Genomic DNA, 22,383 nt, shown 5'->3' on the forward strand with positions numbered 1-22,383 from the left:
CGGATATGGAACATTGCTGGCCTGCCGCTCCGTGGTTGTCGCTACGGGTAAGCCCGGGGCTTGTCAGGATGAGCAAGCTGTCTATAATCTGTCCACAAAATAAACAACTTGACCATAATATGGTCAACATCTCAGATGGAGAGACAGATGAAGCGTCGAGCGTTCAATCGCTGTATGGTTTCCGCATTGCTGGGCGGCGTTGCTGCATTGGCGGCGGTACCTGCAGCGCAGGCGCAGAGTTTTCCGAGCCGGCCGGTAGAACTGGTGGTGCCGTTTGCCGCAGGCGGCGGCACGGACGCCCTGGCGCGGGCCATGAGCGATGCGTCGCGCAAGCATTTTCCGCAGCCCATCGTCATACTGAACAAACCAGGCGCGGCAGGCGGCATAGGCCTCACCGAGGTCGCCAGGAGCGCCCCGGATGGCTACAAGCTGGCCTTGGTGACGGCAGATATGGTGATCATTCCGCATTTGGGTTTGACCAAGACCACGTACGAAAGCTTCACGCCGATTATTCAGCTCAATGCAGACCCGTCGGCGATCACCGTAGCGGCCGATTCACCGTACAACACGATCGAAGAGTTTCTCGAGGCCGCCCGCGCCAAGCCCGAGACGATGCAACTAGGCAATGCGGGAGTGGGCTCCATCTGGCATTTGGCTGCGGCAGCGCTCGAGGACAAGACCGGCGTGAAGTTCAATCACATCCCGTTTACGGGCGGGAACCCCGCTGTATTGGCGCTGCTGGGAGGCCACATTGATGCGGTGGCAGTCAGCCCCGCGGAAGTCATTCAGTACGTGAAAGCCGGAAAACTAAAGACGCTGGCCGTGATGGCCGACCAACGAGTCAAAGGCTTTGAGAATGTGCCGACGCTGAAAGAGCGCAAGATCGATCTGTCTATCGGTACATGGCGAGGCATTGCTGCGCCGAAGGGCACGCCGCAGCCGGTGCTGGATACACTGGGCGAAGCTTTTCGCAAAGCGGCAGCGGAAGACAGTCTGAAGAAATTTATGGACGAACAGAATCTGGGCTACGTCGTCGAGGACCAGAAAGTGTTTACCGCACAGATCGAGCGCGACAATGCTACCTTTAAGGCTCTGATTGAAAAATTCAACATGAAGCCGTAAGCGTTGTGTGCGGCGTGTTTGCCTCGGGGGCTGCACGCCGAAGGCGCAGCGTGGGTTTCTTTAGACGAGGAATCAAGGATGGATTTAGGAATCGCGGGCAGGACCGCCCTGGTGGGTGGGGCAAGCAAGGGTCTGGGTTACGGCTGCGCGTTGGCGCTGGTGCGCGAAGGCGTGAATGTGGTGATCGTCGCACGTGGCGCAGAGGCGTTGAACGCGGCACAGCAGCAGTTGCTGCAGGCCCGCTCGAACGCTGACACCTTTGTCAAAGCCGTGGCCGTCGATATCACGACGCCGCAGGGCCGCGAGGCCGTGTTTGCCGAGCACCGCGATTACGATATCGTCGTGACGAATGCGGGCGGCCCGCCTCCTGGTGATTTCCGCGAGTGGGACCGCGAGCAGTGGCTCAAAGCTGTCGAGGCCAACATGCTGACACCGATCGAGTTGATCAAGGCCACGGTGGACGGCATGGCCGAGCGCGGCTTTGGGCGTATCGTCAACATCACTTCCAGTGCGGTAAAGGCGCCGATCGATGTGCTGGGCTTGTCTAATGGCGCGCGCAGCGGGCTCACCGGTTTCGTGGCGGGCGTGGCGCGCAGCGGCATCGCGGCCCGCGGCGTGACGATCAATAATTTGTTGCCCGGTGCCTTCGAGACGGATCGCCTGAAGGCCACGATGGCGGCTGCTGCCTCCAAGACCGGCAAAGAGGTCGATGCGTTGCGCGCTGCACGTTTGGCCGGAATCCCCGCCAAACGTTTCGGCAACGCCGAGGAGTTCGGCTCGATCTGCGCGTTCTTGTGCAGCGTGCAGGCCGGCTACATGACGGGCCAAAACGTGCTGGCCGATGGCGGTACGTATCCTGGCACTTTCTAAGCATTCTGCGTGTTGGGCTTTATCTGACGGGCTCCGTACAATACGCAAACAGTGTGGGCGTCTCGTCGTGTGGACGCCCACGCTTCGCCATGTTCTGATTCGCCATCATTGATCGCCATGCCAGCCTCTACGCCCGTCGCGTCCCCTCCCACAGCCCAGGTCGCAGGGACTGCTGCGTTCTCGAAGTTCATGCATATACTGCAGCTGGTGGCGGACACATCGGATCCGATGACCATTGCCGAGCTCAGCAAGCTGAGCGGTTATCCGCGTCCTACGGTGTACCGCACCGTGGCCGCTTTGCTGGCCGAACGTTTATTGGCCGAGCATCCTCATACGGGAAAATTGACGCTGGGGCCCCGCCTGATTCAGTTGGCCAGCCGCAGCTGGGGGCGTTCGGAGTTACGTTTGGCGGCTGTCGAGGCGCTCAAACAGCTGCGTGATGTGACGGGCGAGACCGTGCATCTGGCGGTGCCCAACGGCCAGCACATGGTCTACATCGAAAAACTCGAAAGCCCGAGTGCCGTGCAGATGAACTCGCGCATCGGGACCAATGTTTCCCTGCATTCGACGGCTGTGGGCAAGGCTTATCTGGCCATGTTGGACCGAGAGTCGCAGCAAGCCGTGTTAGAGACATTGCCGCAACCGTTACCGCACTATATGCCGAATACGGTGAAAGACCTCAAGGCCTTGCGTGGGGTGCTGGAGCAAGTCCGTCAGCGTGGCTGGTCGGTAGACGACGAGGAAAACGAGGCGGGGATTTATTGCTTTGGCGCACCGATTTTTGGGCGTAACGGTATGCCGGTCGCGGCTATCAGTGTCAGTACACTGCGCTTTCGCCAAAAACCCGACCCGGAGACGGCGTATGTCGCGCCGTTGCTGCAGGCCTGCCGGGCGATCAGCCAGCGTTTGGCCGAGACGCCGGCGTTGTCTTCTGCGGACATGTTGTAGGGCCTGTCTGACAGGCCCTGCAATTACGCCGGTGTTTTTACCTGGCTTTCCAGATGTGCCTTCAAATCAGGCGCGAGCTTGAGTTGGCGTGCCAGTTCATCCAGATAGGCACGTTCCATGTAACTTTCTTCGTCGACCATGATGAGGCTGGCCAGGTACATTTCCGCGCCCATCTCGGGGCTTTGCGCTGCGGCGGCAATCGCGCTGGGGTCGAGCGGGCGGGCCAATTCGGCCTCTAGCCACCTGCGATCGGCTGCGTCTGTGGACAGCTTGCCGAGTTCCGTCTCCAGTAGCTGACGTTCTTCGGGGCCGATATGGCCGTCGGCCTTGGCCGCGCCGATCATGGCTGTGAGCACGGCTGAGCTGTGCTGCTCGAGCTGGCTGGCGGGCAGGCTCTGGAAGGACTCGGCCGTCAGGGCGGGCGTCGCCGCTGCAGCCGGCACCGATGTGGGTTGCTGAGCCTGTTTCTTCTGCCAGTCGCCGTATGCGCGATAAGCCAGCGCGCCCAGTGCAGCCATGCCGCCGTACATGGCCACCTTGCCGCCCACCTTGCGGGCCTTTTTGCTGCCTAGCAGCAGGCCTAACGCACCGGCGCCCAAGGCGCCGCCGCCGAGCCCGGTCAGAAAGGACGACGCGTTGCCGCCGCCAGAGGTGGCGGATTGCACACGCGCGCTGGCTTCACGGGCCAGACCCTGGCCGGATTGCAGAAGTTGTTCTAGTAACTGGCGGGCGCTCATGAAAGACGGGCTCCTGTCGAGAATGCGGAACAATATCTGACTGCCTGGCGGGCAGGAAGTTCAGTTTTCTGTCAGGACGCAAGATTACGCGGTATCCCTCGGGGAACGCCGTCGGAAAATGCTACAAATAGCAAGAAGGCCCGTCGCATAACGTCCGCGGTACGCGAACTCACTGCAAGTCGAACCTGTCCCGCAGCGTTGCGGCTGCGTCCCTTTTCTGCCCGGTATGAATACCGAGGCTTTTCGGAGCAAAAAATGACCATTCGCATCCGCCAGAATGCCCCACGTACCATGGAATTCACAGCGACGGCCGAAGGCCACTCGCTGCCCTTGGCCATGCCTCAACCGCAAGGCGACGGACCTGATCCGCATGATTATTTCGATACGGCTTTGGGGGGATGCAAGGCGTTGACAGTGCTGTGGTACGCCCAGCGCAAGGAAATGCCGCTGGAGTCTATCGACGTCGACGTAGTGCGGGATGCGTCGGAGGAGCGCAAAGGGGTGTATCGCCTGACGGCCAAACTCACGCTGCACGGCGAACTCAGCGACGCCCAGATCGACGAATTGCATTCCGTGGCGGAGAAATGCCCGGTGCACAAGTTGATGACGGCGGTGGACGTACAGGTGTCTACCTTGGTGGTGCGGCCGCAATAGCAGGCGTAGCAGGCAGCGGCGATTCTGTCCGAGCGCCAGCACGGGTGCGCAGTATCTCCAGCAAACGTGCTGTCGCCGGTGATAGCAGGCGGTCGTTACGGGTGATGAGACCGTAGTCGTCCATCTGGCAGGGCATGGGCAGCGGCAAGATCGCGACCAGGCCGCATGCCGAGTAATACCTGGCCACATCGACAGGCAGGACCGCCAGCATGTCGCTGCGTTCAAGCAGGCTGGTGATGAACAGCAGGGCTGGGCTTTCCACGACGCTCGTCGGCGGCCGCAGGCTGGCGTGCTGGAACATCAATTCGAAACGGTGGCGCAGCACCGAACCCATGGGCGGCACGATCCAGCTTGCGTCAGCGACCTGGGTCAATGAGAGCTCAGGCTGTTGCAATAGGGGATGATCGGGGCGCGCGACCGCGTTGACTGGCTCGAAATCCAAGGGCTCGAAATTCAGCGCCAGCTTGTCGTGTTCGGGCGATAGGCGGCCGATAACCAGATCCAGCCGCTCCTGGGCCAGGCGTTCCAACAGCAGATTGCTGCTTTCGACTTCAACGGTAATGGTCAGCCGCGGCCATTGTTGTTTGATCTCGGCGATCGCCGCGGGCAGCAGGCTTACCGCGGGCGAGGTGATGGCGCCGATGCGGACGTGGCCCGCCTGTCCGTCCTTGAGATGGGCAATTTCATCGCGCGCCTGATCGAGACTTTCCACCAACAGCCGTGCATGGCGGATCAGCGCCTGTCCATATTCCGTGGGCCGTACGCCGCGTGGCAGGCGTTCGAACAAGGGGACATCCAGCATATGTTCCATCTCGCGCAGCATCTTGGAGGCTGCGGGCTGTGTCATGGACAGCGCGGCGGCCGCGCGGTGGATGTTGCCGGTTTCCGCCAATGCCACGAGCAACAGCAGATGGCGTGTCTTCAGCCGCGAGCGGATATACCAGGGCCGGGTGTTGAGCATAGGGTTTTCGAGAATATGTAAATTGATATCGAAAGCGGCTGGATTTTCATTAGAACGATAACAAAAAAGTATCTACATTAGCGCTTTCTGCCGCGACGACGGCATCGCAATTCCCGGAAGAGACACACAACATGACGAACAAATCCAAGCCCAAGCTGCGTTCTGCCGAATGGTTCGGCACCAACGATAAAAACGGTTTCATGTACCGAAGCTGGATGAAGAACCAAGGGCTGCCGGATCACGCGTTCGATGGGCGTCCGGTCATCGGCATCTGTAATACCTGGTCCGAACTGACCCCCTGTAACGCGCATTTCCGCAAGATCGCGGAACACGTCAAACGCGGCGTGTACGAGGCCGGAGGTTTTCCGGTCGAGTTTCCGGTGTTCTCCAACGGGGAATCCAATCTGCGCCCCACCGCGATGCTGACGCGCAATCTGGCGGCGATGGATGTGGAGGAAGCGATACGCGGCAATCCGATCGACGCGGTGGTGTTGCTGTGCGGCTGTGACAAGACGACGCCTGCGCTGCTGATGGGCGCGGCGAGCTGCGATGTGCCGGCTCTGGTGGTGACGGGCGGTCCGATGCTTAACGGCAAACTGGATGGCAAGAATATCGGCTCGGGTACGGCGGTGTGGCAGTTGCATGAGTCGCTCAAGGCCGGCGAGATCGATCTGCACAAGTTCCTGTCGGCCGAGGCAGGGATGTCGCGTTCCGCGGGCACCTGCAATACGATGGGCACGGCATCGACGATGGCGTGTATGGCGGAATCGCTGGGTGTGAGCCTGCCGCACAATGCTGCGATCCCTGCCGTGGATTCGCGTCGCTACGTGCTGGCGCATATGTCGGGCCGGCGCATTGTCGAGATGGCGTTGGAAGGCCTGACGCTGTCGAAAATCCTCACACGCGAAGCGTTTGAAAACGCGATTCGCACGAATGCGGCAATCGGTGGTTCGACCAATGCGGTCATCCATCTGAAGGCCATCGCGGGCCGTATGGGCGTGCCGTTGGAACTGGAAGACTGGACGCGTGTGGGGCAGGGCATGCCGACGATTGTCGATCTGATGCCCTCGGGGCGTTTCCTCATGGAAGAGTTCTACTATGCCGGGGGTCTGCCTGCCGTGCTGCGCCGCATGGGCGAGGCCGGACTGTTGCCGCATCCGCAGGCCCTCACGGTCAATGGCCATACGATCTGGGACAACGTCAAAGACGCGCCCATCTATGATGACGAGGTGATTCGCCCGCTGGATAACCCGCTGATCGACGATGGCAGCATTCGTATTCTGCGCGGCAATCTGTCGCCTCGTGGTGCGGTGCTCAAGCCTTCGGCGGCAACGCCCGAGTTGCTCAAGCATCGCGGCCGCGCCGTGGTGTTCGAAAATCTGGAGCACTACAAAGAGCGCATCGTCGACGAGGATCTGGACGTCGATGCCGACTCGGTCCTGGTCATGAAAAACTGCGGTCCGCGAGGTTATCCCGGCATGGCCGAGGTAGGCAACATGGGGCTGCCGCCGAAGCTGCTGCGCCAGGGCATCAAGGATATGGTGCGGATTTCCGATGCGCGTATGAGCGGCACGGCATATGGCACGGTCGTGCTGCACGTGGCGCCCGAGGCAGCGGCTGGCGGACCGCTCGCCATCGTGCAAGACGGCGACTGGATCGAACTCGATAGCGATGCTGGCCGCCTGCATCTCGATATTCCCGAAGACGAGTATCAGCGTCGCATGGCGACGGTGCAGAAGAATGCTGCGCCCGCCGACGGCGGCTATCGGCGCCTCTACGTCGATCACGTGCTGCAGGCCGACGAAGGTTGCGATCTGGACTTTCTCGTCGGTTGCCGCGGGTCGGCAGTGCCGCGCCATTCTCATTGACATCAAGACCAGGATGACGATTCGTGCCGGGCCCTTTGTTGCAGGGCTCGCGTAGCGCTGAGTCGTCATGCTGTACAGAAATTAAAACGGAGACCATTCATGACTACTGTCGCATCCAGCGGCCGGTTGGCCGCGCCCGCAGCCGCCGAGCAAGGAGAAGAGTCACGCATCATCGGCATGCTCGTGCGCAAGCTGCTGCCTTTTTTGGCATTGATCTATATCGTGGCGTATATCGATCGCGCTGTGGTTGGTTTTGCCAAGCTGCATATGAATGCCGACATCGGCATCAGCGAAACCGCCTATGGCATTGGCGCGGGATTGTTTTTCATCGGTTATTTCTTGTTTGAAGTCCCCAGCAATCTGGCGCTGGAGCGTTTTGGCGCGCGTCGGTGGTTTGCGCGTATTTTGTTCACGTGGGGCGCGATTACGATGGCCATGGCGTTGATTCACAACGCCACGACGTTCTATATCGCGCGGTTCTTGTTGGGTGCGGCTGAAGCGGGGCTGTACCCCGGCATTCTGTATTTCCTGACCAAGTGGTTTCCGCTGCGCCATCGCGCGCGCATCATTGGACTGTTGGTGCTGGCTCAGCCGATCGCCTTGATCGTGACGGGGCCGATGGCGGGCTTGTTGCTGGATGGCAGTGGATGGTTCGGGCTTTCGCCTTGGCAGACGCTGTTTGTGGTGAGCGGTCTGCCTGCGGTATTGCTGTGTTTGCCGACCTTGCGCATTTTGCCGGAGTCGCCTGCGACGGCGAAATGGTTGAGCGCGGATGATCGCGCCTGGATCGAACGCGAGCTGGCTGCCGATGCGTCCACGCATGCGCTGAAATCACACGGCAATCCGCTCAAGGCGTTGGCCGATAAACGCGTGCTGATGCTGGCATTGCTGTTTCTGCCGTTTCCACTGGCGATTTACGGCCTGTCGATGTGGTTGCCGACCATCATCAAGCAGTTCGGTGTGACCGACTCGATGACGGGATTCTTGTCGGCGGTGCCTTATTTGTTCGCGGTGGTGGGCCTGCTCGTCGTGCCTCGGCATTCGGACAAGCACGGCGAGCGCTATTGGCATATCGCTATCGTGTCAGGGGCTGCGGCGATTACCTTGGCCGCCAGCGCCTGGTTTACGTCGCCGGCGCTGCAGTTTCTCTTTATTTGCCTGACCGCATTTTCCATTTACTCTATCCAGGCCGTGGTCTGGGCGCTGCCAGGGCAGTTCCTCACCGGCGGCAGCGCTGCTGTGGGTATTGCGATGATCAATTCGCTGGCGAACCTGGGCGGATATATTGGCCCGTTCGGCGTGGGCTATATCAAGGACGCTACCGGCAGCACCTCGGGCGGTTTGTATTTTCTGGCCATCATGCTGGTGTTTGCGGTGGTGATGACCTTTGTCGTGCGTGCCGCGCTAGATGGCAAGCGCTGATTTGATTGATTTGATACGGAACACATAACATGGCTCATCCTTCGACGCCTTATCGTGGCATTTTCCCGGTCGTGCCGACCACGTTTCATGAGGACGGTACGCTGGATCTGGCGAGCCAGAAGCGCGCCATCGACTTCATGATCGACGCCGGTGTGGACGGCCTGGCGATTCTGGCCAATTTTTCCGAACAGTTTTCGCTGGCCGATGATGAGCGCGACGTGCTGACGCGTACAGCGCTCGAGCATGTGGCGGGGCGTGTCCCGGTGATCGTGACGACCTCTCACTATGCCAGCCAGGTCTGCGCACAGCGCAGCCGTCGCGCGCAGGATATGGGGGCGGCGATGGTGATGGTGATGCCGCCCTACCACGGTGCGACTTTTCGGGTGCCCGAGGCCGGCATAGCGGAGTTTTATGCTCGTGTGTCAGATGCCATCGACATCCCGATCATGGTGCAGGACGCGCCTGCCAGCGGTACAGTCCTGTCCGCCGCATTCTTGGCGAAACTGGCGCGTGAGGTTGAGCACGTTTCGTATTTCAAGATCGAAACCGCGGGAGCAGCAGCCAAGCTGCGCGAGTTGATCCGTCTGGGCGGCGATGCGATCGAGGGCCCTTGGGACGGCGAAGAGGCCATTACGCTGTTGGCCGATCTGCATGCCGGCGCAACTGGTTCGATGACGGGGGGCGGTTTCCCCGACGGGATTCGCCCCATCATCGAAGCGTTCCAAACCGGCGACACCGATGCGGCCTTTACGCTGTATCAGCGTTGGTTGCCACTGATCAACCACGAAAACCGGCAGGCCGGCATGCTGGCAGCCAAGGCGCTGATGAAGGAGGGCGGCGTGATTGCCTGCGACGCGCCCCGCCATCCTCTGCCGCCTATGCACCCTGAAACACGGCGCGAGCTGCTCGATATCGCTCGCCGACTCGATCCGCTGGTATTGCGCTGGGGGCGGTGAGATTTTTCGGTGAAAGTTGGTTTGTCGTCTGGTATGAGCGCGTTGCATCGATCCCGTACCGCCACCGTCACCACTCGGGTGCAGAAACGGCCTGCCGGGTAGCAAAAAAGCCCCCACGCCGCGCCTTCGGCCTGCTGCCCCCCAAGGGGGCGTTTTTGCCTTGGGGCGGCCCGGCGGTAAAAAAAACGCCCCGACGAGGGCGTTTTTTGTTGATCGCTGATCTCAGTGGCGGGACGCCATCCGAGCAGCTTATTCCATGCCAGGCGTGACCGTCGAGAAACCCGCATCGACGTGCGTGATTTCACCCGTCACACCAGCGGCCAGGTCCGACAGCAGGAAGGCGGCGACGTTGCCGACTTCTTCGATGGTGACATTGCGGCGCAGTGGAGCATGGGCCTCGACGAATTTCAGGATCGAGGAGAAGTCCTTGATCCCGCTGGCGGCCAGGGTCTTGATGGGGCCGGCAGAGATGCCATTGGAGCGGATGCCGCGCGGGCCGAGTGCTGTCGCCAGATAGCGGACACTGGCTTCGAGCGAGGCCTTGGCCAGGCCCATGGTGTTGTAGTTGGGGACAACACGTTCGGCGCCGAGGTAGGTCAAGGTCAATACGGAAGCCTTGCGTCCCTCCATCAGGGGCAGGGCGGCCTTGGCCAGGGCTGGGAAACTGTAGGCCGAGATATCGTGGGCGATGCGAAAGCCCTCACGTGAGAGTCCATCCAGAAAATCGCCTGCGATGGCTTCGCGCGGCGCAAAGCCGATCGAATGCACCAGGCCATCCAGCCCATCCCAGCGTTTGCCTAGTTCAGCGAATGTTTCCTCGATCTGGCTGTCTTCGGCCACATCGCAGGGCAGCACGATATCGCTGCCGAATTGGGCAGCGAACTCGCTGACGCGGTCTTTGAAACGGTCGCCCACATAGGTGAAAGCCAGTTCGGCGCCTTGTTGGTGGCAGGCTTGTGCAATGCCGTAGGCGATGGAACGGTTGGAAAGCACCCCGGTGACCAGAATGCGTTTGCCGGCGAGAAAGCCCATGTGTCGTGTCCTATGAATTCCGTGCGGAAAGGCAGCTATTTTAAAGCGTAACGATCAGCCTCGCGTGCCGGTGCCCGGCACGCGCAGTTGTGCGCCGACTTTCAGGTTGCTGCCCTTCATGTTGTTGAGCGCGCGCAAGGCGTCGACCGAGGTGCCATAGCGCCGGGCGACGCTGCTCAGGGTGTCGCCTGAGCGTACCTTGTGGGTCCGTACATTGGGACGTGTTGCCGTGGTGCGTCGGGCGGAGCGAGAGGCCGGCGAGACGGTCACGCCAGCCGGGGTTTCGAGGGAGGCGAGCTGAACGCCGCCAGGCTCGCTGGTGGGAATCAGCAGGGCTGCGCCGCTGGCGGATTTGGTGCGGCGGGATATGCCGTTGGCGCTGCGCAGCGCGGCCTCGGTGACGCCAAAACGTTTGGCGATCGCGGCATAGGATTCACCGCGGCTGGCCTGATAGACCTTCCAGGAGGTCAGATCGCCTTTGTAGGCTTGCAGATTGGCATTGAACTTGTCCACTCGATCTGTCGGCAACAGCAGCGTGGGCTGGTGTTCGCCGCGGATAACCGGACGGTTGAACGAGGGATTCAGGGCCTTGAATTCCTCGAGCGGCATTTCGGCGAGCCGGGCTGCGACTTCGAGGTCAATGTCGCGGTTCTTGCGCACCATGGCGAAATAGGGCGAATTGTCGACAGGTGGCAGAACGACAGCGTATTTCCGTGGATTGGCGATGATGTTCTTGATGGCCTGCAGTTTGGGCACGTAGTTGCGCGTTTCCTCGGGCATGTTCAGCGACAGATAGTCCGAGGGCAGGTTGGCAGCTTCGTTTCGGGCCATCGCGCGCTGTACCGAGCCTTCGCCCCAGTTGTACGACGCCAGGGCCAGGTACCAGTCACCCTGCATTTCGAAGAGCTTTTCCAGGTAGTCAAGCGCCGCGTAGGTCGAGGCAATGGGATCGCGCCGTTCGTCGCGCCACCAGTCTTGCTTCAGATTGAAATACTGGCCCGTCGCGGGGACAAACTGCCAGAGGCCGGACGCCTGCGAGCGCGACAGCGCCGTCGGGTTGTAGGCGCTTTCGACAAAAGGCAGCAGGGCCAGCTCGGTAGGCAGGCCGCGGCGGTTGATTTCGTCAACGATGAAATACAGATATTTGCCGGCCCGCTCGGCCATGCGCTGCACCGATTCGGGGTGGGCCGCATAGTAGTCGGTCCATTCCTGCGCCAGTTCGGTATTCAGATTGGGGATGGCGAAGCCGCGGCGGATGCGGTCCCAGGCATCTACGGGGGGATTGGTCAGATCGACAGTACGCGAGGTGTCCGCTGCGACATACTGCTGCTTGTTGTTGGTGGCGGCTGCCGGTGTGGCCGAGTGGCGCGGCGTGCCGGCACAACCGGCAAGGATGGCGAGAACAACAGGTAGCAGAAGTCTAAACAGGGTCATCGGGTCATTGTCACTTGAAATCGTTTTTCCATTCACGCAAAGCCGCAAACGTGGCCACAGGCGTGTCCAGCGCTTGTCCGGACTGCTGGCGGGCAGCCTGAATGACAGCGGCTTGGCTGGTGCGCAAGAACGGATTGGTGTCCAATTCTAGTGCCATAGTGGTCGGCACGGTGGGACAGTCGTGTTCGCGTAATTGCTGGGCCCGCTGATACCACTGTTGCAGGGTATGGTTGGCAGGTTCAACTGCCATGGCCCAGCGCAAGTTGGATAGAGTGTACTCGTGCGCACAGCAAACCTGTGTATCGGCGGGTAAGGATATGAATTTTGCCAGAGAGGCGTGCATTTGTGCGGGCGAGCCCTCAAATAACCGGCCACATCCGCCCGCAAACAGGGTATCGCCGCAAAATAATACGGGTTTTTCCTGGTCTTGCAGCCGGCCAAAGTAAGCAATGTGTCCAGCTGTATGTCCCGGAACGTCCAGGACAGATAGCGTCAGGCCCACCTCGGGCAGGGCTACCCGGTCGCCTTCGACGAGCCGGACGTCGCAGTGCGGCAGACGCTCGTTCGCAGGGCCGTAGACGGTGGCCGGGGCATGGCGCAGCAATTCCAGCACTCCCCCCACATGGTCGCCGTGATGATGGGTGAGTAGAATGGCGCGCAGTTGCAGCCCGCGCTGCGCGATCAGGTCCAGCACCGGTCCGGCTTCGCCCGGGTCCACCACGACGGCATTATTTCCGCGCACGATGGCCCAGATATAGTTGTCGGAAAAGGCGGGCAGCGGCAGGATAGTGCCGTCGCCATTCGTGACGGGCAGGGTTTGCATCATTTTTTCAGGAACGTCGACGTGACCGAGGAAACTCCGCCGATTGTAGAACTAGCCGAGTGGTTCCAGACACCGCCAGGACAGTACGTACTGGCGTGGGAGCGCTCGCAGTTCGACGCCATCGTGGCAGATGTGTTCGGATATTACGCTTGGCAAGTCGGTTTTGCAGAGTTTAATTTGCTGCAGGCCAACCGGATGCCCTTCAAGGGCTGGGTGGGGACGCAGATGCCTGGTCCCGAGCAGGCGGCCCTGTGGCAGGGATGTGTGGTGGCGCGGCCAGACGCATTGCCGTTCGAATCGCAAAGCGTGGACTTGCTGGTGTTGCCGCATGCATTCGAATGCACGGACTCGCCGCACGACGTGTTGCGCGAGGCCGAACGTGTGCTGGTGCCAGAAGGGCGGGTGGTGATCTCGGGTTTCAATCCCTGGAGCCTCTGGGGTGCCCGTAACTGGACGCCCGGTATGGAGCCGTGGCTGCCATTGCCGCCTTCGGCTCAGGTATCCTTGCCACGCTTGAAAGACTGGCTGAAGCTCATGTCGTTCAATGTAGGGTCGGGCCGGTTTGGCTGCTACGCCCCGGCATGCCGGACCGAAAAATGGCTGCAGCGATGGCAGTTCATGGAAACCTATGGGCAGCGCTGGTGGGCGGTGGGCGGTGCGGTCTATGTCGTGTCCGCCGTCAAGCGGGTGGCGGGTATGCGATTGGTCGGCCCCGCCTGGAAATCCGCTAAACGCCGCCGGCGCACCCGCGCCGCACCGGTCGTTGTCAACCGCGAGGCCGGGCCAGGCAAAACGTGATGAGGCGTCAAGGATGCCTCGTCTGATTTAACAGTAGGAACAATGCAAACAAACAACGATAACGGTCCGCAGGTTGAAATGTGGACGGATGGGGCATGCAAAGGCAATCCTGGGCCAGGTGGCTGGGGCGTGTTGATGCGTGCTGGCGCGCACGAGAAAACGCTGTATGGCGGCCAGGCCGGCACGACCAACAACCGCATGGAGTTGCTGGCCGTGATCGAAGGCCTGCGCGCGCTCAAGCGGCCGTGCAAGGTACGGATTCATACCGATTCGCAATATGTCATGAAAGGCATGACCGAGTGGCTGGTCAACTGGAAACGCCGCGGGTGGATGACTGCTGATAAAAAGCCGGTGAAAAACGCGGAACTCTGGCAGGCGCTGGATGAGCAGGTCTCGCGCCACCAGGTGGACTGGCGCTGGGTGCGCGGCCATGCCGGGGATCCGGGCAACGAGCGTGCTGATGCATTGGCGAACCAGGGTGTGGAAAGCGTGCGAAAAGGCTGATTTTTACGGCGATTTTCATGCGGGAATACCCTGGAAATAGTCCGCAGATCGTTCTCGCCGGCCAACTTTGTGCCAGTATGTAAACCGCTGGTGCTAAAGTGCCAGGTCCATAGCTTGTTTCCACCCCGTCGGGCCAGCAACGCGCGCGGCTCGGCATGTTTACGCACCGCGATCATTGCGCATGAAAAAAGCTGTACTGCTGACCGCCATTGCGGTCGGGCTCGCCGCGGGCGCGGCCTTGGGGTTTTGGGTCCCGCGCTGGTTGGCGACCCCCGCGGGGCCTGTTGCGGGTGCTGCTTCTACGGCGGTATCGCCCACACCGAAAGCCAAACCCTTGGATACGGTGCGGATAGAAGTGGCACAAGTCCAGCAACTGAAATTCACGCGCGGTATCTCTGCGGTCGGCAGTCTGCGCTCTGACGAGTCGGTCGTGTTGCGTCCCGAAGTCGCGGGCCGCATTCAGTCTATCGATTTCAAAGAAGGCCAGCCGGTTGAGCGGGGGCAGGTGCTGATTCGGTTGGATGATTCGGTGTCCCGGGCCGAATTCGATCAGGCGCGCGCCAATTTAGCGTTGGCGCAAACACATTATCGCCGTGCAGTCGAGTTGCAAGGCCGCGGTTTTGTCAGCCAGCAGGCGCGAGACGAGGCCGGCAGCAACCTGAAAGTGCAACAGGCGGCCACGGCATTGGCCCAGGCGCGCCTCGACAAGATGACGATACGTGCGCCTTTTGCAGGTATTGTGGGACTGCGCAGTGTGTCGGTTGGCGATTATGTCGATCAGGGGCAGGATCTCGCGCCGTTGGAGGCGATTGATCCTCTGAAGGTCGATTTCCGTGTGCCCGAAATGTATTTCAACAAAATCCAGGTTGGCCAGTCGCTGACCATCCGCCTGGATGCTCTGCCTGGCTCAGAGCGCCAGGGGCAGGTATATGCCGTGAGTCCGCTGGTGGATGCAGGAGGCCGCTCGATCCTGCTGCGGGCCACGATCCCGAACCCGGATTCGCGGTTGCGGCCAGGTATGTTTGCTCGCGTGCAACTCTTGTTTGGGGCCGACGATGTGCTGGCCGTGCCGGAAGCAGCGCTCGCGCCCTCGGGCCAGGCTCAGTACGTTTTCACGGTGCGAGAGGGGCACGCCCACCGCACCGAAGTCACCCTGGGCGAGCGCCGGGATGGGCAGGTCGAGATCCTGACGGGCGTTGCCGCGGGTGACCAGGTCGTGGTCGCCGGCTTTCAGCGGCTGACTGACGGCGCACCGGTCGAGGTGGCCCCGGCGGCCGCTACAAGGCCGGCGCAGAGCAAGGCGCAGGGACAACAGGCGAGTCGATCATGATTCTGTCCGAGGTCTGCATCAAGCGGCCGGTATTTGCATCGGTCTTGTCATTGATCATTGTCTTGATCGGCCTGATCTCATATTCGCGCTTGACGGTGCGCGAATATCCGAACATCGACGAGCCCATCGTCTCGGTCAGCACGACCTATAAAGGCGCCTCTCCTGAGGTCATCGAATCGCAGGTCACCAAACCCCTCGAAGACCAGCTGGCCGGTATCGAAGGGGTGAACGTGATGACCTCGCGCAGCCGGTCAGAACGCAGCTATATCAACATCAAATTCAATCTGTCGCGGGATCCCGATGCCGCCGCCGCCGAGGTGCGCGACAAAGTATCCCGCGCGCGCCGCTATCTGCCGGACGAGATCGACGAGCCCATCATCGGCAAGGTCGAGGCCGATGCCACGCCGGTCATCTATATCGCGGTAGAGTCCGGCTCGCTATCTGTGATCCAGACGTCCGACTACATCAACCGCTATATCAAGACACGCCTGTCGGTGTTACCCGGGGCCGCGGAGGTGCGCGTGTACGGCGAACGCCTGCCGTCGATGCGGATATACGTCGATCGAGCGAAGCTCGCGGCCTATCAATTGACCGTTCAGGATGTCGAGAACGCGCTGTCCAGCCAGAACGTGGAGATTCCCGCGGGCCGCATCGAGTCGCGTGATCGCGAGTTCACGGTCGTGTCGTCGACCGATCTGCAGACGCCTGCACAGTTCGCTGATATCGTGGTCGCCAACGTCAAGGGCTATCCCGTACGGATGCGCGATGTGGCCAGGGTCGAGGTCGGTGCGGCAGATGATCGCGTGTTGTCACGCTTTAATGGCAAGAACGCGATCAATATCGGGTTGACCAAGCAATCCACCGCTAACCCCCTGGATCTGTCCAAAGCGGTGCGTGACGAGGTGGCGCTCTTGAATGAAACCTTGCCCGACGGGATGAGGTTGAATATCGCCTACGACACGTCCACATTCATCGAGCGTTCCATCAGCTCGGTGTACCACACCATCCTCGAGGCCATTGTGCTGGTGGTGCTGGTCATTTTCTTTTTCCTGCGCAATTTGCGGGCCAGCATCATTCCCATCGTGACGATCCCGGTGTCGCTGATCGGTGCTTGCGGCCTGATGTACATGTTTGGCTTTTCGATCAACACGCTGACGTTGTTGGCCATGGTGTTGGCGATCGGTCTGGTGGTCGATGACGCCATCGTGGTGCTCGAGAATATTTTCCGACATATCGAAAACGGCATGCCACGCCGCGAGGCGGCACTGCAGGGGTCGAAAGAAATCGGTTTTGCCGTGGTGGCGATGACGCTGACCCTGGTCACGGTGTATGCGCCGCTGGCATTCGCAACGGGGCGTACCGGCAAGCTGTTCATCGAGTTCGCCCTGACGTTGGCCGGCGCGGTACTGGTGTCGGGTTTTGTCGCGCTGACGCTGACACCCATGATGTGCTCAGTCTTGTTGCGCCATCAATCCAGCCATAGCCGCTGGTACAACCTGATCGAGGGTTGGCTTAATGGCTTGGCGAACGGCTATCGCCGCACTTTGCTGTGGGCCCTGCATCAACGGGCGCTCATCGTGATCATCGGTCTGCTTGTGGCGGCAGGCAGCGGCGTCTTGTTTTCAGTGGTCAAAAGCGAGCTGGCGCCCGTCGAAGACCGCGGGGCGATTTACGGCAGGGTGACCTCGCCCGAGGGCGCGACCCTGGGTTACATGCTCGAGAGCGTGCAGCAGATCGAACAGTTCTACGCCCAGATCCCGGAAACCGAGGCCTATCAGTCGTCGATCGGTTTTCCGACTGTCACGGACGGTACGGCGATTCTGCGCTTGGCCCCTTGGGAGCAGCGCGATCGCAAACAACAGGAGATCGCGCGCGAGCTGCAGTCCAAGTTCGCTTCGCTGCCCGGGGTCAAGGCCTTTCCGACGAATCCGCCGTCGCTGGGGCAATCCTCACGCTCCAAACCGGTCGAGTTCATCATCATGAGCCAGTCCTCGTATGCTGAGTTGGACAAGCTCGTGAACGTGTATGTGAACGCGTTGCGTGATTATCCTGGCTTAATCAACCTGGATACGGATCTGCGTTTGAATACGCCAGAGCTGCGTGTGCAGGTGGATCGAGACAAAATGGCCGACGTGGGCGCGGCGGTCGACGTCGTGGGCCGTACGCTGGAGTCGATGCTGGGCGGACGGCAGGTGACGCGCTACAAAGACGACGGCGAACAGTACGACGTGATCGTGCAAGTCTTGCCGCAAGACCGCAGCAACACGACGGATATTTCGGGTATTTATGTCCGCACGCGCGACGGCAGCATGGTGCAGCTGGACAATCTGCTGTCGGTGCATGAGAGTGTCTCGCCTCAATCGCTGAACCACTTCAATCGCCTGCGCGCAGTGAAGATCGAGGCCGAGGTGGCCCCGGGCTACGCGCTGGGCGAAGTCCTCTCTCACATGCAAGACGTGGCGCGTCAGGTACTGCCCCATACCTTGCAGACCGATCTGGACGGCCAGTCACGCGAGTTCCGCGATTCGTCGGGCAGTATCTATCTCGTGTTCGCCATGGCGCTGGCGTTCATCTATTTGGTGATGGCCGCGCAATTCGAGAGCTGGCGCAATCCGTTCATCATCATGTTGTCGGTGCCCTTGTCCATGACGGGGGCGTTGCTGGCGCTCTGGCTGAGTGGGGGCACCTTGTCGATCTATAGCCAGATTGGTTTGATCACGCTGGTCGGTTTGATCACAAAACACGGCATCCTGATCGTCGAGTTCGCTAATCAATTGCGGGACGAGGGGCATGAGCTGTTCGACGCTGTCATCGAGGCCAGTGTGCTGCGCCTGCGTCCGATTTTGATGACCACAGGGGCGATGGTGTTGGGTACCCTGCCGCTCGCAGTTTCCACCGGTGCGGGGGCAGAGTCCCGGCAGCAGATTGGTTGGGTGCTGGTCGGCGGGCTGATGCTCGGTACGTTTCTGACCTTGTTCGTAGTGCCTGTGGCGTACACGTTGATCGCAAAAGCCCGTCTGCCCCGCGATGCGAGCGGCGACGACAAGGCGCACGCTGCCGGCAGCGCGCAGGCTGCGCCATCCAGCGAGCACTAACGATTCAGCGGTCTTGCTTGTCCGACTGTGACGTGTCCAACATGTCGTCTTCGGGGGTAATCACGCCCGGTTCGCCGGGTGGCGTGATGACGCGCCCTTGACGGGGACGCCCAGCTACCTTGGGTGCGTCATCCGGCATAGGCATGATGCCGGTGCCATGGACCGGGTCGGTAGGCGTTTTGGGCGGCCGGGCATCGGCGGCAGTGTGCTCTGAGGGGGCATTCTCTCGGGCAGTTTTTTCCATGATGAACTCCTGGTGAGCAATGAGTGCGGTGCGGACCACAGCCGTTTACCTGCTTAGGTGGGCAGCGGCTCGACGGCCATGACGGTATGTATCCCTAGCAAGTCGCATGCCGGTGCAGCATGATCGAAGGAGTGAAATCCGGATGGACCTGCTCGAAGGAGAGATGCTGGGTACACTAATGGCTTCGCTTGTGGCGCCGTAGCCGGCCCGCTGAGAGCGGCTGCCATGCCGTTCCAGTGTGTTGGTCCGGGTGCCAACCATGCCGCACCCTGCGGCATACCTCTAGTTACCAATAGCCTGACATGCGCCAAATCATTTTCGATACTGAAACCACCGGCCTGGACCCTGCGCAGGGGCACCGGATTGTTGAAATCGGCTGCGTCGAGATCGTCAACCGGACCGTCACCGGGAACAATCTGCACATTTATTTGAATCCGGACCGCGACAGCGACCCCGAGGCGCTGGCGGTACACGGTCTGACGACCGAGTTTTTATCCGACAAGCCGCGTTTCAGTGACGTGGCGGACCAGTTTCTCGAATTCATCGCCGGCGCAGAGCTCATCGCCCATAACGCGGCGTTTGACGTGAAATTCTTCAATGCCGAGCTCAAACGCATCGGCCGCGGCGAATTGGCCGAGCTGTGCGGCAAGATCACGGATTCGCTGTTGTTTGCGCGGACGCTGTATCCAGGTAAACGGAACTCGCTGGACGCCTTGTGTGATCGTCTGGGGGTGTCCAATGCGCACCGGACGCTGCACGGCGCTTTGCTTGACTCGCAACTGTTGGGAGAAGTCTGGCTGGCCATGACCCGCGGGCAGGATGCGCTGTTGATCGATGTCGACGACAGCGGACCGTCCACGGGGGCTGGGGTGACGCTGAAAGCGTTTGACGGCAGTGTATTGCCAGTGTTGGCGGCCTCCGCGGAGGAATTGGCCGAGCATGAGGAATATTTGGCCAGTCTGGATAAATCCGTAGGGGGTGACTGCGTGTGGCGTAGTCTGGAGGCGCCTAAAGCGGTGGTCGCCGCCGCGTGATGCGGGATTGCTCCCGGTGACGTCATTTTTACTGGGAGAAAACCGAGAGGCGCCGCGCCCAGCGGTATTTGCCGGGCTGGCTTTTTCTATGCTAGAATTCCGCTTCTTTGGGTGGTTAGCTCAGTGGTAGAGCACTGCCTTCACACGGCAGGGGTCACAAGTTCGAACCTTGTACCACCCACCAGGATATCCAAAGAAAAGGGCCTGATCGCATAGATCAGGCCCTTTTTTTCGTGTGTGCAGCAGGCGGGTTCTACCCCGCAAACCGGCTTAAGTGCCGTTGCTTTGCTGTTGCGAGGCGATTCGCTCTTTTACTGCCTCGTACATCCAAAGTAATCCAATGATCAGAAAACCGGCCATCCCGCCTCTCCCTTGTGTAAATTCCATCCGTGCTGCCCGGTATCTGTCTTTACCGTGTCACTGACACTGGTCTTCGCAGGGCAGATCCAGCGTCAGGCAGTCTGTTGTCGTTCTATCGCTTGAAGTAGTAGTCCAGCATCTCGCCAGTAGGGTACTGGCGTTTTGGGTATCGCCTTGCCAGATAGGCCTTCAGCTCGTCTTCTGCGCTCGGCGGTCGAAAGGCGTTGGTAGGCGCCCCCATCAGGCGTTGAGCCTCCTGTAACGTGCGTTGCGCGCACAGCTCTCCCGCGCTGACAGGGGCATTTCTCATATTCTTCTTCTGGTCGAAGCTTTCCATTTTTGTCGTCAGAGATCAGTTGGCAAAGGAGTGACTGAAAATTCGTGCCCGGCGCCGGCTATTTCTTTCGATGTGCGCGCACCACTTCAACGTTGGCCCGCTGTTGCGCGGTAAACGATGCCAGGGCCTGCGGACCAGCGCTCTGCTCCACCGCCAGATACATGCCAGCGTGCAGGACGGCCAGCGTGGCCGAAACATATTGCTGGCTCGACAATCCGTGCCGCGCCAATGCCGCACGTGCCTCCGGCCGGGCATTGAGCCGGCGCGCGAGGTCTTCGACTGAATCGGCGGCGTCGCTTTCATCATCGTCATCGTTGTCGTCTGCGTCGCTGTCGTCCGCCATCTGCACGGTGCCTAGTTCCGCCGTCACGGCGGCCATGCGGTCCAGCATGGCGGGAGTCAGGACAAAGCTTGCCGGGTCGGCATCCGACGAAGCCCAAACCTGGTCTGTGGCCATCACGAACATCAAACCCAAGGCCGCGACAAAGCGCCGAGAAAAAGAACTGCTGGAGAAAGACATGGTTCTTTCCATTCAAGAACACCACATAGAGGCCCGCAATCTACCTGTCCGTCATGCGCTGCGCCCCACCCCGGCGGGGTAGGTGTCGCAAAATGGTAACGATGGCGCTCGCCTGTTCCTGGCGTGGATAAAATCCGCCCAGCGTTGTTTCGAAGGGAAGTCCAACGGAGATCGTCCATGTCTACCCGCCGTTCCACGAGTCGTGCGCTGGCAAGCCTGCATCAGATGACCTGTCTGGATACGGGCGGTCCGCAGTTGATTCAGCCTTTGCTGCAAAGCATGCACCAATTGATCGGCTTTGAATCGGGGGGGTATTTCTATCCGGGCGGCGATGGCGAGTTGGAAGCGCACATGGAAGATCCCGGTGTTGCCGCTGCTGTGCCAGAGCATTTTGATCCGTGTCTCCTGCGCAGCGAAAGCCAGATGTTCCACAACACCTTGCGCCAATCCAGCGATATCGCTCTGCATGAATACGGTCCTCGCACGCTGGATCAGATGCTCAGAGGGACGTATTCCGGACTGCTTCGCAGTGACTATTACAACGTGGTCATGCGTCCTGCGGGCGTCGCCGACTGGTTGTGCCTGGCATTGCGCACGCAGCAGGGGCAGGGCATAGGCATGTTGTTCCTCTTTCGTCCGGCGGGCGCGCAGCCCTTCCAGCAGGCCGAGGTCGCGGCGCTGGCGCGTCTCGAATCCCATTTGGCGAGCGCCCTGCAGCCCGGCGCATCCGACTCGGGCGAGCGGGACGCGCATCGCCAAGGGTTGTTGATCGCCACTCTCGACGCGAAGCCGTTGTGGATCTGCCCCGAGGCCGAGGTGCTCATGCCACTGGCGTTCGGCTGGCGTTGGCGGCGCGGCGCGGAATTGCCCGAGGTTGTGAAAGCGCTGTTGCAACGGCTTGTTCCGCGGCCGGGAACCTTGCCGCCCCCGCCGTACATGGATTGGTGCAACGCGCAAGGCCGATTCTCACTGCGCGCCGTACGCCTGGCCGCGGCCCTAGGCCATGGCGAAGCCGTGGGGGTACACATCACTCAGCACGTAGCGCGCGGCGTGCGCCTGATGTCGGCATTGAGCGCGCTGCGCCTGCCGCAACGCCAATATGAACTGGCCTATTGGCTGGCGCGAGGCCTGTCGGAATCACAAATCGCCCAACGCATGGATATCAGCCTCAACACGGTGGTCTATCATCGCCGCCAGCTCTATAACCGATTGGGGGCGAATAACCGCATCGAACTGCTGACGAAGTTGGGGTTGTACGGTCGCCCATAATAGTAGCGGCCGTTCCCTGTCACAGGATTGATGCCGTCACTTGGTCTGGTTCTGTAGTTTGATTG

General features: G+C 60.7%; 21 protein-coding genes and 1 tRNA gene. 14 read left to right on the forward strand and 8 right to left on the reverse strand.

Going from position 1 to position 22,383, the window contains the following annotated elements; all coding sequences use genetic code 11:
- Positions 1 to 147: 147 nt before the first annotated feature.
- The 3 genes from CAL20_RS04215 to CAL20_RS04225 all read left to right on the forward strand — a co-directional run bounded on the left by CAL20_RS04215 (position 148) and on the right by CAL20_RS04225 (position 2,940).
- Positions 148 to 1,122, forward strand: a complete 975-nt coding sequence (locus tag CAL20_RS04215; protein WP_094819825.1) for a tripartite tricarboxylate transporter substrate binding protein — start codon at positions 148 to 150, stop codon at positions 1,120 to 1,122.
- 78 nt (positions 1,123 to 1,200) lie between these two features.
- Positions 1,201 to 1,992: an SDR family oxidoreductase gene (locus CAL20_RS04220; protein WP_094819826.1), complete on the forward strand. Its 792-nt coding sequence runs from the start codon at positions 1,201 to 1,203 to the stop codon at positions 1,990 to 1,992.
- Between the two features lie 117 nt (positions 1,993 to 2,109).
- Positions 2,110 to 2,940 carry an IclR family transcriptional regulator gene (locus tag CAL20_RS04225; protein WP_094819827.1) on the forward strand — a complete coding sequence of 277 codons (831 nt, stop codon included), beginning with the start codon at positions 2,110 to 2,112 and terminating at the stop codon, positions 2,938 to 2,940.
- Between the two features lie 23 nt (positions 2,941 to 2,963).
- Here the strand turns inward: CAL20_RS04225 and CAL20_RS04230 are convergent, their stop codons facing one another.
- Complete coding sequence (locus CAL20_RS04230; protein WP_094837262.1) at positions 2,964 to 3,677, reverse strand: tellurite resistance TerB family protein; 714 nt, start codon at positions 3,675 to 3,677, stop codon at positions 2,964 to 2,966.
- A 255-nt stretch (positions 3,678 to 3,932) separates the two neighbouring features.
- Between CAL20_RS04230 and CAL20_RS04235 the strand changes: the two genes are divergently transcribed.
- Entirely contained in the window at positions 3,933 to 4,331 is a 399-nt protein-coding gene (locus CAL20_RS04235) for an OsmC family protein (RefSeq protein ID WP_094819829.1), read from the forward strand.
- Here the strand turns inward: CAL20_RS04235 and CAL20_RS04240 are convergent.
- Entirely contained in the window at positions 4,306 to 5,292 is a 987-nt protein-coding gene (locus CAL20_RS04240) for a LysR substrate-binding domain-containing protein (RefSeq protein WP_094819830.1), read from the reverse strand. The genes CAL20_RS04235 and CAL20_RS04240 overlap by 26 nt on opposite strands.
- A gap of 131 nt (positions 5,293 to 5,423) precedes the next feature.
- Here CAL20_RS04240 and CAL20_RS04245 point away from each other — a divergent pair, with 131 nt between their 5' ends.
- The 3 genes from CAL20_RS04245 (at position 5,424) to CAL20_RS04255 (ending at position 9,538) form a co-directional block, all read left to right on the forward strand.
- Positions 5,424 to 7,160, forward strand: coding sequence for an IlvD/Edd family dehydratase (locus CAL20_RS04245; protein ID WP_094819831.1), 1,737 nt, complete (start codon positions 5,424 to 5,426; stop codon positions 7,158 to 7,160).
- A gap of 99 nt (positions 7,161 to 7,259) precedes the next feature.
- Positions 7,260 to 8,582, forward strand: coding sequence for an MFS transporter (locus CAL20_RS04250; RefSeq protein WP_094837263.1), 1,323 nt, complete (start codon positions 7,260 to 7,262; stop codon positions 8,580 to 8,582).
- Between the two features lie 29 nt (positions 8,583 to 8,611).
- Positions 8,612 to 9,538 carry a dihydrodipicolinate synthase family protein gene (locus CAL20_RS04255; RefSeq protein WP_094837264.1) on the forward strand — a complete coding sequence of 309 codons (927 nt, stop codon included), beginning with the start codon at positions 8,612 to 8,614 and terminating at the stop codon, positions 9,536 to 9,538.
- Positions 9,539 to 9,787: 249 nt separating this feature from the next.
- On the opposite strand, the gene fabI is transcribed toward CAL20_RS04255, so the two are convergent.
- The 3 genes from fabI to gloB are packed head-to-tail and all read right to left on the reverse strand — an operon-like array spanning position 9,788 to position 12,827.
- The gene (gene fabI, locus CAL20_RS04260) at positions 9,788 to 10,570 is read right to left on the reverse strand and encodes an enoyl-ACP reductase FabI (RefSeq protein WP_094837265.1); all 783 of its coding nucleotides are present in this window, start codon (positions 10,568 to 10,570) and stop codon (positions 9,788 to 9,790) included.
- Between the two features lie 54 nt (positions 10,571 to 10,624).
- Complete coding sequence (locus tag CAL20_RS04265) at positions 10,625 to 12,004, reverse strand: transglycosylase SLT domain-containing protein (protein WP_094837266.1); 1,380 nt, start codon at positions 12,002 to 12,004, stop codon at positions 10,625 to 10,627.
- A gap of 10 nt (positions 12,005 to 12,014) precedes the next feature.
- Positions 12,015 to 12,827 carry a hydroxyacylglutathione hydrolase gene (gene gloB / locus CAL20_RS04270; RefSeq protein WP_094837267.1) on the reverse strand — a complete coding sequence of 271 codons (813 nt, stop codon included), beginning with the start codon at positions 12,825 to 12,827 and terminating at the stop codon, positions 12,015 to 12,017.
- A gap of 21 nt (positions 12,828 to 12,848) precedes the next feature.
- Here gloB and CAL20_RS04275 point away from each other — a divergent pair, with 21 nt between their 5' ends.
- From CAL20_RS04275 to CAL20_RS04290, 4 genes are all read left to right on the forward strand, one after another.
- Positions 12,849 to 13,625, forward strand: a complete 777-nt coding sequence (locus CAL20_RS04275) for a class I SAM-dependent methyltransferase (protein ID WP_094837311.1) — start codon at positions 12,849 to 12,851, stop codon at positions 13,623 to 13,625.
- 42 nt (positions 13,626 to 13,667) lie between these two features.
- A complete protein-coding gene (gene rnhA, locus CAL20_RS04280) occupies positions 13,668 to 14,129 on the forward strand; it encodes a ribonuclease HI (RefSeq protein WP_094819837.1) in 462 nt (153 codons plus the stop codon).
- A 181-nt stretch (positions 14,130 to 14,310) separates the two neighbouring features.
- A complete protein-coding gene (locus CAL20_RS04285; RefSeq protein ID WP_094837268.1) occupies positions 14,311 to 15,459 on the forward strand; it encodes an efflux RND transporter periplasmic adaptor subunit in 1,149 nt (382 codons plus the stop codon).
- The gene (locus CAL20_RS04290) at positions 15,456 to 18,554 is read left to right on the forward strand and encodes an efflux RND transporter permease subunit (RefSeq protein ID WP_094837269.1); all 3,099 of its coding nucleotides are present in this window, start codon (positions 15,456 to 15,458) and stop codon (positions 18,552 to 18,554) included. The genes CAL20_RS04285 and CAL20_RS04290 overlap by 4 nt, the downstream gene beginning before the upstream one ends.
- A gap of 4 nt (positions 18,555 to 18,558) precedes the next feature.
- Here CAL20_RS04290 and CAL20_RS04295 read toward each other — a convergent pair whose 3' ends face one another.
- Positions 18,559 to 18,798, reverse strand: coding sequence for a hypothetical protein (locus CAL20_RS04295; protein ID WP_094837270.1), 240 nt, complete (start codon positions 18,796 to 18,798; stop codon positions 18,559 to 18,561).
- Between the two features lie 302 nt (positions 18,799 to 19,100).
- Here CAL20_RS04295 and dnaQ point away from each other — a divergent pair, with 302 nt between their 5' ends.
- Together dnaQ and CAL20_RS04305 are read left to right on the forward strand one after the other, a co-directional pair.
- Positions 19,101 to 19,832: a DNA polymerase III subunit epsilon gene (dnaQ, locus tag CAL20_RS04300; protein ID WP_094837271.1), complete on the forward strand. Its 732-nt coding sequence runs from the start codon at positions 19,101 to 19,103 to the stop codon at positions 19,830 to 19,832.
- 109 nt (positions 19,833 to 19,941) lie between these two features.
- Positions 19,942 to 20,016: transfer RNA gene (locus tag CAL20_RS04305), tRNA-Val, on the forward strand.
- Between the two features lie 288 nt (positions 20,017 to 20,304).
- Here CAL20_RS04305 and CAL20_RS04310 read toward each other — a convergent pair.
- Positions 20,305 to 20,502: a hypothetical protein gene (locus CAL20_RS04310; protein ID WP_141217650.1), complete on the reverse strand. Its 198-nt coding sequence runs from the start codon at positions 20,500 to 20,502 to the stop codon at positions 20,305 to 20,307.
- Positions 20,503 to 20,587: 85 nt separating this feature from the next.
- Positions 20,588 to 21,049 carry a hypothetical protein gene (locus CAL20_RS04315; RefSeq protein WP_094819843.1) on the reverse strand — a complete coding sequence of 154 codons (462 nt, stop codon included), beginning with the start codon at positions 21,047 to 21,049 and terminating at the stop codon, positions 20,588 to 20,590.
- Positions 21,050 to 21,226: 177 nt separating this feature from the next.
- Between CAL20_RS04315 and CAL20_RS04320 the strand changes: the two genes are divergently transcribed.
- Positions 21,227 to 22,318 (forward strand): helix-turn-helix transcriptional regulator, encoded by a 1,092-nt coding sequence (locus CAL20_RS04320; RefSeq protein WP_254923899.1) that lies wholly within the window; start codon positions 21,227 to 21,229, stop codon positions 22,316 to 22,318.
- Positions 22,319 to 22,383 lie beyond the last annotated feature (65 nt).

It is taken from the genome of Bordetella genomosp. 4, assembly GCF_002261185.1.
Taxonomy (GTDB): domain Bacteria; phylum Pseudomonadota; class Gammaproteobacteria; order Burkholderiales; family Burkholderiaceae_B; genus Bordetella_A.